This window comes from Pantoea sp. ME81 (assembly GCF_903970985.1).
In the GTDB taxonomy this organism is placed as follows: Bacteria; Pseudomonadota; Gammaproteobacteria; order Enterobacterales; family Enterobacteriaceae; genus Pantoea; species Pantoea communis.
This window is the reverse complement of record NZ_CAJCKS010000028.1, coordinates 1-11,698: the sequence shown is the minus strand read 5'-3', so window position 1 is coordinate 11,698 and position 11,698 is coordinate 1. Positions and strand designations below refer to the sequence as shown.

13 protein-coding genes are annotated in these 11,698 nt (G+C 55.5%); 3 read left to right on the top strand and 10 right to left on the bottom strand.

Annotated elements, in window-relative coordinates:
• Window positions 1-51: 51 nt before the first annotated feature.
• Window positions 52-471, top strand: a complete 420-nt coding sequence (locus H7A81_RS07560; protein ID WP_182057163.1) for a cell envelope integrity TolA C-terminal domain-containing protein — start codon at window positions 52-54, stop codon at window positions 469-471.
• On the opposite strand, the gene H7A81_RS07555 is transcribed toward H7A81_RS07560, so the two are convergent.
• Together H7A81_RS07555 and H7A81_RS07550 are read right to left on the bottom strand one after the other, a co-directional pair.
• Entirely contained in the window at window positions 431-1,492 is a 1,062-nt protein-coding gene (locus H7A81_RS07555; RefSeq protein WP_182057162.1) for an AraC family transcriptional regulator, read from the bottom strand. The two genes, H7A81_RS07560 and H7A81_RS07555, sit on opposite strands and share 41 nt — an antisense overlap.
• Before the next feature lie 353 nt (window positions 1,493-1,845).
• Window positions 1,846-2,850, bottom strand: a complete 1,005-nt coding sequence (locus tag H7A81_RS07550) for a phosphotransferase enzyme family protein (protein ID WP_182057161.1) — start codon at window positions 2,848-2,850, stop codon at window positions 1,846-1,848.
• A gap of 270 nt (window positions 2,851-3,120) precedes the next feature.
• Between H7A81_RS07550 and eat the strand changes: the two genes are divergently transcribed.
• On the top strand, window positions 3,121-4,485 hold the full coding sequence (eat, locus tag H7A81_RS07545; RefSeq protein WP_034830527.1) for an ethanolamine permease: 1,365 nt from the start codon (window positions 3,121-3,123) through the stop codon (window positions 4,483-4,485).
• A gap of 63 nt (window positions 4,486-4,548) precedes the next feature.
• Here eat and mak read toward each other — a convergent pair whose 3' ends face one another.
• Entirely contained in the window at window positions 4,549-5,460 is a 912-nt protein-coding gene (gene mak / locus H7A81_RS07540) for a fructokinase (RefSeq protein WP_034830525.1), read from the bottom strand.
• 145 nt (window positions 5,461-5,605) lie between these two features.
• On the opposite strand from mak, the gene rdgC reads away from it, so the two are divergent.
• On the top strand, window positions 5,606-6,517 hold the full coding sequence (rdgC, locus tag H7A81_RS07535) for a recombination-associated protein RdgC (protein ID WP_034830523.1): 912 nt from the start codon (window positions 5,606-5,608) through the stop codon (window positions 6,515-6,517).
• Window positions 6,518-6,552: 35 nt separating this feature from the next.
• On the opposite strand, the gene H7A81_RS07530 is transcribed toward rdgC, so the two are convergent.
• The 7 genes from H7A81_RS07530 to H7A81_RS07500 form a co-directional block, all read right to left on the bottom strand.
• Window positions 6,553-6,888: a type II toxin-antitoxin system RelE/ParE family toxin gene (locus H7A81_RS07530; protein ID WP_370529942.1), complete on the bottom strand. Its 336-nt coding sequence runs from the start codon at window positions 6,886-6,888 to the stop codon at window positions 6,553-6,555.
• 18 nt (window positions 6,889-6,906) lie between these two features.
• The gene (locus tag H7A81_RS07525; RefSeq protein WP_182057159.1) at window positions 6,907-7,176 is read right to left on the bottom strand and encodes a hypothetical protein; all 270 of its coding nucleotides are present in this window, start codon (window positions 7,174-7,176) and stop codon (window positions 6,907-6,909) included.
• A gap of 204 nt (window positions 7,177-7,380) precedes the next feature.
• A complete protein-coding gene (ppnP, locus tag H7A81_RS07520) occupies window positions 7,381-7,665 on the bottom strand; it encodes a pyrimidine/purine nucleoside phosphorylase (protein WP_034830521.1) in 285 nt (94 codons plus the stop codon).
• Window positions 7,666-7,769: 104 nt separating this feature from the next.
• A complete protein-coding gene (locus tag H7A81_RS07515) occupies window positions 7,770-8,447 on the bottom strand; it encodes an AroM family protein (RefSeq protein WP_160834046.1) in 678 nt (225 codons plus the stop codon).
• 2 nt (window positions 8,448-8,449) lie between these two features.
• The gene (locus H7A81_RS07510; protein WP_182057158.1) at window positions 8,450-9,382 is read right to left on the bottom strand and encodes a DUF1177 domain-containing protein; all 933 of its coding nucleotides are present in this window, start codon (window positions 9,380-9,382) and stop codon (window positions 8,450-8,452) included.
• Between the two features lie 15 nt (window positions 9,383-9,397).
• Entirely contained in the window at window positions 9,398-10,957 is a 1,560-nt protein-coding gene (locus H7A81_RS07505) for an OPT/YSL family transporter (protein ID WP_058961463.1), read from the bottom strand.
• Window positions 10,958-11,127: 170 nt separating this feature from the next.
• Window positions 11,128-11,583 carry an IclR family transcriptional regulator gene (locus H7A81_RS07500; protein ID WP_255478916.1) on the bottom strand — a complete coding sequence of 152 codons (456 nt, stop codon included), beginning with the start codon at window positions 11,581-11,583 and terminating at the stop codon, window positions 11,128-11,130.
• Between the last annotated feature and the right edge of the window lie 115 nt (window positions 11,584-11,698).

Genomic DNA, 11,698 nt, shown 5'->3' with positions numbered 1-11,698 from the left:
CCTTACTGCTCGGTAAACTGGCCACCATGTTTTGCAAATCCGGGCAAATAGATGAACGTATTTCGCCGTGTTGCTGGCACATTGTTGTTGAGTACCCTACTCAGCGCCTGCCAGCATGCCCCATCGCATCCCATGGAAAGTATGACCAACCTGTGCCAGCCACAGAGCGAACCGGGCAGCGCATCCTGCAAATGGGCTGATGAGATGCAGCGACAGCTCAACCGGAAATTCACCGACGCGGTACATTACGCAGGACAGCAATGCATGGTGCGACTGGAGTGGCAAAACAGCGGGCGCTATGCAGTCACGCAGACGCAAGGTGATGAAACCCTGTGTCTGCGCGCCTGGCAGTTAATTGGTCAGTCGAAAGGATTACCGCCGCCGCCGGATCGTACCCAGCCCGCGTGGTTCGGCTTTGCACCGCATCAGGCTAACTCGCCAGCCCATCCTGTCGCCACTGGCGCGGGCTGATGCCAAACCAGCGCCGGAAAGCGCGTGAAAACGCACTGACTTCGGAATAGCCCAGCAGCAGCGCCATCTCCGAGATGGGTAGCTGCTTCTGTTGCAGATAATGCGTGGCCATTTCGCAACGCACTTTATCCACCAGCGCGGTGAAGCTGATGCCCTCTTCGCGCAGCCGCCGTTGCAACGACCAGCTCGACAGCCCCATTTTATCCGCGATCTCTTCCAGCACCGGTTCGCCCTGCATCAACGATAAGTTGACCTGCGAACGCGCCTGCTCCACCACGCTTTGCAGTGAAGCGCTGCTATTCAGACGACGGATGGCATCTTGCATCACCATTAACAACATCGGATCCTGCTCTGGCATGGTGCGCAGCAGATCGCGTTTGGGGATCAGCAGTGAATTGAACGGTTGATCGAACCATACCGGCGCATCAAACACTTTGCAGTGCTCGTGCCACTGCTCCGGTCGCGGGTGCTCAAAGTGCACCTCGCGCGGCGCCCAGTTTTTGCCGGCCACGTGACGGATCAGATTGAGGAACATGCCGAGCGTCAATTCCGCATCCTGCCGACGTGAGAGGATCGCCCCGTGCCTTACCTGATAATCCAGCCGCCAGCAGTCGCCTTTGTCGATAAGACGCGTCAGCGTATCGTGCTGATGCCAGGGAAAAGCATTCACCACGTTGTGCAGCGCCTGCTCCAGCGTCGGTGAACATAAGCCGATGTAGCCAATCAGCCCTAATGACTGCGGTTTGAACTGCTTGCCGTAATGCAAACCGAAGTTATCAAAACCAGAGTGGCGCGCCGCTTCTTCCATCACGCGGCAATAGTTGACCAGACCAAGGCTGAGCGTCGGGCTGGCCAGCAGTTCGGAATCAATGCCGCTGATACCAAAAATACGATCAACATCGCCGCCTTTGTCGGTGATAAAGGTGCTTAAGCCGGTTGCAGCTGCTGCCAGTACGCCACGGTTGTTGGCTTGTGCCGAGAGCGAGCTGTACGCTTCAGAAGGAGTCATCAGTGATTGCATCGGAACCTCACAGGGATCGCGCGAGTGAAACTAATGGTGGGATCCAGCAAGATTCGTACCATGACGCTTGAAGAGGCCGCCATCAATGATGACCCGACTAGATTCGGTACCCTTTATCAGCGTGCGCGTTGATGCGCACCTTGCTACAAGTCCAGTGGCATGCTGAAGCCTGTGCAGTGATGCGCATCTGGCTAAGCGCAGCTCAAGGATACGGAGGCATTCCGTTGCGCCCCGCTCACGCTCAGCACACAGCATCAAGGATGCGATTTATGGCGCAACGGCGTGAAAGTCCCCTCCAGAGATCGCAATTAATTGCGCCGCTACGACGCACTGCTGCCCGCTACTGGTGCAACTCAAACACCAACCGGCAGCTGATTGGTTTCCAGATAGCGACGGCATAGACGCACCGAGTGATCGGCCCAACGCGGCCCAAGGCTCAGCGCCATCTCGGTGTCTGCATGGGTGCCCATCCATGCGGTCATCTGGATACGACGTTGAATCAACAGCGTCGGCACCAGCGCCATCTCCTCATCACTGATGTGCGCCACACGCTCGTAGCCCTGGATCCAGTTATCCACCCATTCGGCGGCACGCGGATGATGCTCAACAAAACTGATCGCCGCCGCCAGATCGTGCAGATACCAGCCCATGCCGCAGTCATCAAAATCGATCACCCGGGTTTCACCTTTGTGCAGCAGCAAATTGGTGAGGCGCAGATCAGCGTGGATCAAGCCATAACGATCCTGTCCTTTACCAAAGCCCTGCAACTCTTGCCCGACCCGCGCTACCGCTTCAGCGACAATGCCATGATCGGCAGGATTGAGATTGGGCGCATCCTGCCAGCGGCCCCAGTGGCTGTGATCGCTGACCATGGTGTGATGATCCCAAATGATACGCTGGAAGCCAGCCGGTTTTTGCCAGCTGCGACTGTGCTGATGCAGGCGCGCAGTGATGTGCCCGAGCTGCTGGAAGGCTTTGGGATCGACCTCGGTGGTGGGCATCTCGCCCTCGATCCAGTGGAACAGCACCGCATGTCGCATGCCTCCATCGGGCATGGCTATTGTCAGCACCGTTTCGCCATCACTGGCCGGGATCGCCTGCGGCACCATAATGCCAATCTCACGCAGCGCGTCGAGCCACAGCAGCTCACTCTGGATATCCGCTTTGCTGTGATAGTCAGGTCGATGCAGGCGCAACGCATAACGCTTACCGCCCGCCAGCAACAGGAAGGTGGCGTTCTCCGAGCGACAAAGTAGCTTCAGCTCGCCCTGCAAGGGCGCGGGATAACAGGCCAGCGCCTGCTGTGCCAGCACGGTGGTTTCCGCATCAGTAAGGGTATCGGATTGTTTGGCGCTCATTCATCTGTCTCCAGCATCAATCTTAAAGGAAGCAAGTGTTATCAGCATGGGATGACGGCGTTCTGACTGCTTGACCGCAGATAACCCAAAGTTGACCGCAGCGTACATCTGGCACTTTTCTTGCCTCAGAGTTGACCGTGGAGGACAAAACTCACTGCGCCTGCGTCAAGTTTTCCCGCTGCAGGCGGCGGCATTATCACTTCACTGTAGTGCATAGAACAAAACAGCGCGGTGCAGCCGCCGCACAACAATGACGACGGGGAGACGATTATGACGAGTAAGCTCAAACCCACGCTGGGCACTCTGCATTTGTGGGGTATCGCGGTTGGACTGGTAATTTCCGGGGAGTATTTTGGCTGGAGTTATGGCTGGGGCGTGGCGGGCACGTTGGGGTTCCTGATCACCACTGCGCTGATCGCCACCATGTACACCTGCTTTATTTTTAGCTTTACCGAGCTGACCACCGCCATTCCACACGCCGGTGGCCCGTTTGCTTACAGTCGCCGCGCCTTTGGTGAAACCGGTGGTTTGATTGCCGGTCTGGCGACGTTGATTGAGTTTGTCTTCGCCCCACCGGCGATTGCCATGGCGATCGGTGCTTATCTCAACGTGCAGTACCCGGATCTCAACCCGAAAACCGCTGCGGTCGGCGCTTATCTGGTTTTCATGACCCTCAATATCCTCGGCGTGAAGCTGGCGGCGATGTTTGAACTGGTGGTGACGGTGCTGGCGGTGCTGGAACTGCTGGTGTTTATGGGCGTAGTGTCGCCGGGCTTCAGTATCGCCAATTTTGCCGCTAACGGTTGGGCGGGTAGCGATCATTTCGGTATGCCAGCCCTTTCCGGCATCTTCGCGGCTATTCCGTTTGCCATCTGGTTCTTCCTCGCCATTGAAGGCGCCGCCATGGCCGCCGAAGAGGCCAAAGATCCGAAGCGCACCATTCCCAAAGCTTACATCACCGGGATTCTGACGCTGGTGGTACTGGCGATTGGCGTGATGCTGCTGGCGGGCGGCGCAGGCGACTGGCGTAAACTGTCTGACATCAACGATCCGTTGCCGCAGGCGATGAAGATGATCGTCGGCGAGCATTCAAACTGGATGCATATGCTGGTGTGGATTGGCTTATTCGGACTGGTCGCTAGCTTCCACGGCATTATCCTCGGCTATTCACGTCAGTTCTTTGCCCTGGCGCGCGCCGGTTATCTGCCGCAGGGTCTGGCGAAACTGTCACGCTTCCAGACGCCGCATCGCGCCATTATTGCCGGTGGCGTAATTGGTATCGCGGCAATCTACAGTGATGGTCTGATCAACCTGCAGGGCATGACGCTGACGGCGGCGATGATCACCATGGCAGTATTTGGCGCCATCGTGATGTACCTGATGAGTATGCTGAGCCTGTTCAAATTGCGCCGCACCGCACCCGACATGGAACGCAGCTTCCGCGCACCGGGTTATCCGATTATTCCCGGTATCGCGCTGGTGCTGTCACTGGTGTGTCTGATTGCCATGCTGTGGTTCAACCCGGTGATTGGCGGCCTGTTCGTGGGGATTATGGTGGTGGGATATATTTACTTCCTCGCGACCAAAACTCAGCGTCAGAATGCGCCGCAGGATGCGATGTTGATGGGTGAGTAATCGCGGGACCAGAGGGCGCAAACCTGCGCCCTCGTTAAAAGGTCGCTATTGAGGCGACCTTTTTTACGATTTCAGCGGCCACAGCCATGCCGCTCCGCGCACACCACTGGAATCGCCGTGCACCGCTTTCAATACCGGCGTTTCACACTCGCGACCAAACACCCACTGCTTCATCAGCGCAGGCACGGTCTGATAGAGGCGATCGTTATTACTCATCCCGCCGCCCAGCACGATCACATCCGGATCGAGCAAATTCACCACTTGCGCCAGCGACTTAGCTAAGCGCATTTCGTAACGGCTCATCGCCAGCTCTGCTACCGGATCCTGCTGCTCAATCAGTTTGATGATCTCTGCGCCCTTCAATGCTTTACCGCTCAAACGCTGATAATCGATGGCAAAGCCGGTGCCCGATACAAAGGTTTCAATACAGCCCTGCAAACCGCAATAGCAAGGCACTTCTTCGCGATGGCGAAGTTCATCTTCATCCATCCACGGCAAAGGATTGTGGCCCCACTCGCCCGCATTACCATTGCCGCCAATGCGCGATTCACCGCCAATCGCCACGCCCGCGCCCGAGCCAGTGCCGATGATCACTGCGAACACCAACGGCTGACCCGCACCGGCACCATCCACCGCTTCGGAAACCGCTAAACAATTCGCGTCATTAGCGATGCGCACGTCACGATTCAGCGCCTGCGCCAAATCCTTGTCCAGCGGCTGTCCGTTCAGCCAGGTGGAGTTGGCGTTTTTTACCCGCTGGGTGTACGGCGAAATGGTGCCGGGAATGCCAATGCCGACCGACCCTTTTTCTCCGGTTTTCTCTTCTGCCAGCAGCACTAAATCAACAATCGCCTGCACCGTGGCAGCATAGTCATCGCGCGGGGTATTGACGCGGTGACGGAACAGCTCTTGCCCCTGATCGGAGAGCGCAATCACTTCAATCTTGGTACCGCCTAAATCAATCCCAATACGCACGATTTATTCCTCATTATTCGTTCAGGTGACAGATACAGTAGAAGGCTGAATCGGGAAAGGCAATGAAACCAATCCGATGTTTCGCTATCATGCGCGCTGACTTTGAGACTTGTGCGCCCGATCGCACCCACGGTAAGGAATCCCGATGTTGTGGTTTAAAAATATGATGGTTTATCGTCTGAATCGTGACATCCCGCTGTCCGCAGACGATCTGGAAAAACAGCTCGACGCCTTCACGTTTTCGCCGTGCGGCAGCCAGGATATGGCGAAAACCGGCTGGGTGTCACCGATGGGCAACCGCGGCGAAGCGCTGACGCATGAAATCAACGGTCAAATCGTGATTTGCGCGCGTACCGAGCAGAAGATCCTGCCTTCGCCGGTGGTGAAGCAGGCGCTGGAAGCGAAGATCGATAAGCTGGAAGCGGAACAGAGCCGCAAGCTGAAGAAGACCGAGAAAGACTCGCTGAAAGATGAAGTGCTGCATAGCCTGCTGCCACGCGCGTTTAGCCGTTTCAGCCAGACGTTTATGTGGATCGATACCGTGAACAACCTGATCATTGTCGATTGCGCCAGCGCTAAAAAAGCCGAAGACACCCTGGCGCTGTTGCGTAAAAGCATCGGTTCGCTGCCAGTGGTGCCGCTAACGCTGGAAACCCCGATTGAGCTGACGCTGACCGAATGGGTGCGTTCTGGTGAGTTGCCGGCCGGTTTCGCGCTGATGGATGAAGCAGAGCTGAAAGCGATTCTGGAAGACGGCGGCGTGATTCGCTGTAAGAAACAGGATCTGATCTCCGATGAGATCGCCACCCACATCGAAGCTGGCAAAGTAGTGACCAAACTGGCTCTGGACTGGCAGGAGCGTATTCAGTTGGTGATTGCCGACGATGCCTCGATCAAGCGTCTGAAGTTCAGCGACACGTTGCGTGAGCAGAATGACGACATCGACCGCGATGATTTTGCCCAGCGTTTTGATGCTGATTTCACCCTGATGACCGGCGAACTGGCCGCATTGATCAGTAATCTGGTGGAAGCGTTAGGCGGCGAAGCTAAGCGCTAAAGTCTATTTAAACTCAACCCCGTACTAAGCGGGGTTCATTTCAAAATTTGATAGCGATACAAAGTGGTGACAAAATCCTGTTTCATGCTGAGAAACATCACGATTTGCACCGTCTTTCCATCAAAATCGTAAAGCACACGATACTCGCTATCAGGGTCTAACCTTTCACGCAGGTTCAAACCTCGTTGCGATAACTGATGACTAAATCGATACCGCAAAGGATCCTGCATAATGGCTGCCACGGCATTCATCAGCAGGTTGTCGACAAACTCTGCCGCCAGCTTTGCGCCAATCGTTCCAATTTTATAAGACTCAATATCTTTCAGGGTCCATTCCGCCATCGGCGCAATAGCGATTCGAAACTGACGCATCACGGGCTCATCCCTTTATTACGTTCTGGCGCGACGTAATCTCTCTAAAACTTCTTCAGGTGTCATTCCCTGATCGTCATTAATTTCCTGTTTTGCGATCATTGCCAGCTTAAACAGCGCATTAATCTGTCTTTCTTCTTCGATTTTCTTTAACTCGGCTTCACGCTCTGCTGCAGTTTGGACAAACAGCTCAGCAACGCCATTTTTAGTAATAAACACGCCGCCCTCAAACAGTTCAGGACTTCCTAAACCTTCGCGAGCAGCCTTTTGAGACATCGTCTGTGCCATAAGTATGCATCCTCAACTATGCAGCGAAAACGCGCTGGGAGATAAACGAATATAAGCCTAGCACTCACACGCCCAAGAGGGCAAATTTATACTAAATTTGCACACAACGAGTATCATTGCGGTGTTGCTGCTTCACAAAAAATAAAACCGGCAACTCTATGCAGAATTCCCGGTTTAGTTGAAGCTAATGTTGAGGTTTATGTCTTACAGATAGCGGCAGAGATAAGACGTTGGCTCAGCCACCTGCAAGTGGAATTCGCTGTGGCCCGGCACGTTGAAAACCGAACCGGCTTCGTACCATTTCCACTCGGTTTCACCTGGCAGCAGCACCTTCAGTGCGCCGCTCACGACCGTCATCTCTTCCGGCTGTCCTGTACCGAAGGTGTATTCACCTTCTGCCATCACGCCAACGCTGGCACGGCCAATGGTCACGCTGTCGAAACCAATGGATTTCACTTTCCCGTCGAAATACTCACTTACGTTGAGCATGTTACTTCCTCACAGCACATTATGGTGTCTGGCAGATTACAAGGGAACTCGCTGATCTGTCACGCGAAAAAGCAATACAGATCGCGACTTGTGATCGGCCTCAGTCAGACGATCAACTCTGCCGCTAACTTCGCCACCAGCACGTTGGATAACAGTACCGGAATGCCCAGCATTTTCTGCAGGAAATCCCGGTGCTTCTGGTGATAGCCAATACAGTCGAGCACCACCACATCCGCCCCCTGCTCTTGCAGCGACAGGCCCGCCTCGATCAAATCATTTTGCTGTGCCAGATAAGGGCTGGCGACGGCAAAGCATGGCGCGCTGTTCAGATTCCGCCATTTACTGGCCTGCTCAGCGATCTGCTCTTCTACCGGCACGACAATCCCCACTTTATGTTCCTGCACGATGGCCTTGACCAGTGGTGGGATAATGCGGTCCGGCTCCAGCAGCAGCGCCTTTTCGGTTTTCAGCGTGCCAAATTCACCGGTACACAGCAGCAAAATCGTATCGTAGCCCTGCTGTTCCAGCGCCGTAATCTTGCGTTGCAGTCCCTGCTCAACTTTTGGCCCCGACAGGCGCACCTGCTCGCCGGTGGTCATACGCGAAACCAGCACTTTCTCACCCGCTTCAGGCGAGAAGAACTGCTCCACCTCAGCGAGTGTCAGCCCGTCGAGTAATCCGGCGTGAGCGACTTGCTCTTCCGGTAAGTGATCCTGCAGCAGCGGCAGAATATCGCTACGCGGGGATTGACCAATCGTTAAGGTAACCAGGGACTGTTTCATCATTAGGCTTTCCGCGTACGCAGGTGACTGAGACTACCATACAAAGAGAGTAGTAATGCGTACTCTTGTTTGTCATAGAACTGACAGGTTTCACGGCCAAACTCTTTCGCCACTTCCACCGCAAACTTCACGGTCGCCGCGATATCGACTTCATGGCTGGCACCGGTGCCGCAACCTGGCACGACCGATTCCGCGCAGATCGCCACGCCAACCACTGGCACATCGGTGGCGGTTGACGGCTGCAGGATGCTGTTAAGGTGATACACACCATTGCCATAAGGCGTGATGTCCTGCGTAGTGATCGGGAAGGTCACAGCAGGAAGACCGCTGGTCATCTCCATAATGCGCAGCAGATCTTCTGATACGCGCAGGATGTAACCCTCTTTCACTGTCGGCGAGATCGCGTAGCCTTTATGATTCAGGATACGGTTACCTTTGGTGGTATCGATGGAGAGAATCGCGTCCACGCCGTCGATCACTTCATTGTCATTCATGGTGATGTCATCGCATGGCGAGTCCATGAAATCCACCGGCTCATGCGGACGGGTTGGCGCATCCGGGCAGATGTGAGTAGTGATAATCACGTCACCCGCCAGTACATCGCCTTTAGTCTGCATCTGTGCCAGCTTCAGCGCACTGCTCACCGCCGCCACTGCGCCATCTGCATCCGACACCATACCGATACGCGTTGGACGCGCACCGATGCCGCCCAAACGACCGACAATGCCCAGCGTGGGTGCAGTGCCGCCTTTGCTCTTGCCCTGCGCACCAGGAATATCAATGCGCACGAAATCAGTACGCCCTTTCGGGCCGGTGACGCGCTTGAAGCTGGCGGTCACGCCTGGGTAACTGGCAAAAAGATCCACCACTTGCTGGCCATCCACGTAGGCGCTATCGAGTAACTCAAAAACCTGCAGTGTCTGCTGTAAACTCATATTGAATTCCCTGGGTTATTTCTTGGTGCTACTGGCAAAAAGAGAATGGAAGAAGCTGTACAGCGCGTCGCCCGCAATAAACCCTGCGGCCATCACCTCCATCGGTGAACGTCCACGCTCGCCCCACACTCGAATGATCAGGATACGCAGTGCGATCCCCACCATCACCGCCCAACCTGCTGCGGCGTTGTTGATTAACAAACCGGTCGCCAGTAATACGCCTAACTGACGCTTCGGCCCACCGATAAACTGAATAATCGCCCCCGGAATCGCCCACATCAGCAAGCTTCCGGCAATGCCAGGCTCGGCACCGGCCTGAATGGTTTTGGCGTAAACGCGTGCCACTGGTGGCAGCAGGTTTTCGGCGAAGAACAGGTTGTGTGCGTACCACACCACTGGAATACAGATCACAAAGGCGATCATCGCGGCGATTAACTGGATACGGCGGCCCCACAGCTCTTGCTGTAGATCGGCACCGTTACCGCGCAGGATAAAGCCGGCTTTCAGGTCGTAGCCCATATCGGCAAAGGCCGGTCCTGTTGCGGCGGTGAAGCCACACAACAGGCAGAGCGCCAGCGGCGGGAAGCCGAGCAGAATTCCGAGGATCAGGGTTATCAGCGCTACGGCAAAGGCCGGGAACCAGCCTGAGTGCATCGCGGCGATGCCGACAATCAATTCATGCACGAAGGCAGCAAACGCGGCATACACGATAAACAGCACCAGCATCGGCAAGCCCATCTGGCTCCACAAACCGCCCGCCAGTGCCAGCAGCGTGGAGATGATGATGTAGCCAACGGTGCCGAAGCCGAGGGAACGCTTCACTTCGCTGTCGCTGCGGCTGACATTCAGCTGATCGTTGCGACGGCTGACAATCACCTGCACGACCTGAATCAGCGCCACCAATCCTGCGCCGACCATCATGCCGTGTGGGATATACAACGCATTGATATCGATACCAGCAACCGGTTGCGCATAAGCACGCAACAGAAAACCAATACCCAACATGCTCAGCGCCCAGATATTGCCAATAAAAGCAGTACCGAAGGCTGACATGGGGATTTTCAACATCGAACCGGCAATGCCGCCGACAATACCCACCACCAGCAACCACGCCTGACGGCCGCCTTTATCGCCGGCTTTGATCGCTTCCGCGGCTGCCACGCCCGGTGGCCACGCATTGCTGGCCGGGAACACGCGGGTATCGAACAGGCGGTATAGCAGATAGGCATCCAGCAGCATCGCCGCACTGACACCGACAAACAGCGGCAGTACCAGCTGTGGTTCACCCAGCGCCCACGGCACGGCAATCGGCATCAGCAGACTGTTCGCCGCACCAAAGGTGGCAGAAGAGATGGCGGTTTGCGCAAGGTTCTGTACTTCGATGGAGCGATAACGACGGAACCATTGCAGAGGAATGCGCGCCAGCAACATGGCAAACAGCGCACCGATAATAGAGGTATTGGGTGTCACCCCAATGGTGGTAATCAGCTGAACCCCGATGATGGCACCTGCTACAGACAGCAGAACCAGCATTAAGCCCACGCCGATACTTTTTATTGGATTATGTTGACGCATATTATCCCCGTATTTTCACCCTGTAGAAAACGCGTAATACGTTTTATGCCCGACACGCGGGACATCAACGCTTTTAATAAATCGTTCCCTGATTTTTGAAATAGGCAGGTCCGAAGACCTGCTATTTCCCTGGTGTGGCGCGAATAAACGCCTTTAAATCGAAAATAAGGTTATGCGCCGTATTTCTCGGCCATCAATGCAGCCGTTGCGCGCAGTTCGCTGAGCAGCGCGTCCGGATAACCCGGGGCCGCTTCTTGCGAGAGAAACGAGAGACACAGTGCGGCACTTTCGCCGCGATGTTTATTGGTGACCGCCACCGCCAGTGAGCTGATGCCTGGCAACGTCTCATTGCGTGCCAGTGCCCAGCCCTGCTGGCGAATCACCGCTAATTCTTTACAGAGTGCATCAATGTTCAGCGGCGAGTTTGCGGATGCGGCTTGCCAGTCATCGGCAAAACGCGCACGCACTTCGTCATCACTCAACTGTGCCAGCAGCACGCGCCCGGTAGAGGTACCGGAAAGGGAAACACGCGTACCTGGCGGCGTGACGAGTTGGGTGAAAAAACGGCCGTGATACATGCGCATCACCAGAACGTCTTGCCCATCCAGCACGGAGATGTACCCCATCGAGCGGAAGCGCGTCGTGTAGGGACAGAGTGAACGTGCGGGTGTAAGACCGTGGGGTCGACGGGTACATAAAATAGATGAGCAGTGTGGTTGACGAGAGATGCGTATCAGTCAT

Excerpts from the sequence above, each read along its gene's own strand:
- H7A81_RS07530 (WP_370529942.1), bottom strand. The coding sequence starts at position 6,888 with ATGCGTCAGTTTCGAATCGCTATTGCGCCGATGGCGGAATGGACCCTG.
- H7A81_RS07550 (WP_182057161.1), bottom strand. The coding sequence starts at position 2,850 with ATGAGCGCCAAACAATCCGATACCCTTACTGATGCGGAAACCACCGTG.
- H7A81_RS07525 (WP_182057159.1), bottom strand. The coding sequence starts at position 7,176 with ATGGCACAGACGATGTCTCAAAAGGCTGCTCGCGAAGGTTTAGGAAGT.
- H7A81_RS07510 (WP_182057158.1), bottom strand. The coding sequence starts at position 9,382 with ATGAGTTTACAGCAGACACTGCAGGTTTTTGAGTTACTCGATAGCGCC.
- H7A81_RS07515 (WP_160834046.1), bottom strand. The coding sequence starts at position 8,447 with ATGAAACAGTCCCTGGTTACCTTAACGATTGGTCAATCCCCGCGTAGC.
- H7A81_RS07555 (WP_182057162.1), bottom strand. The coding sequence starts at position 1,492 with ATGCAATCACTGATGACTCCTTCTGAAGCGTACAGCTCGCTCTCGGCA.
- H7A81_RS07560 (WP_182057163.1), top strand. The coding sequence starts at position 52 with ATGAACGTATTTCGCCGTGTTGCTGGCACATTGTTGTTGAGTACCCTA.
- H7A81_RS07505 (WP_058961463.1), bottom strand. The coding sequence starts at position 10,957 with ATGCGTCAACATAATCCAATAAAAAGTATCGGCGTGGGCTTAATGCTG.
- eat (WP_034830527.1), top strand. The coding sequence starts at position 3,121 with ATGACGAGTAAGCTCAAACCCACGCTGGGCACTCTGCATTTGTGGGGT.
- rdgC (WP_034830523.1), top strand. The coding sequence starts at position 5,606 with ATGTTGTGGTTTAAAAATATGATGGTTTATCGTCTGAATCGTGACATC.
- ppnP (WP_034830521.1), bottom strand. The coding sequence starts at position 7,665 with ATGCTCAACGTAAGTGAGTATTTCGACGGGAAAGTGAAATCCATTGGT.
- H7A81_RS07500 (WP_255478916.1), bottom strand. The coding sequence starts at position 11,583 with ATGGGGTACATCTCCGTGCTGGATGGGCAAGACGTTCTGGTGATGCGC.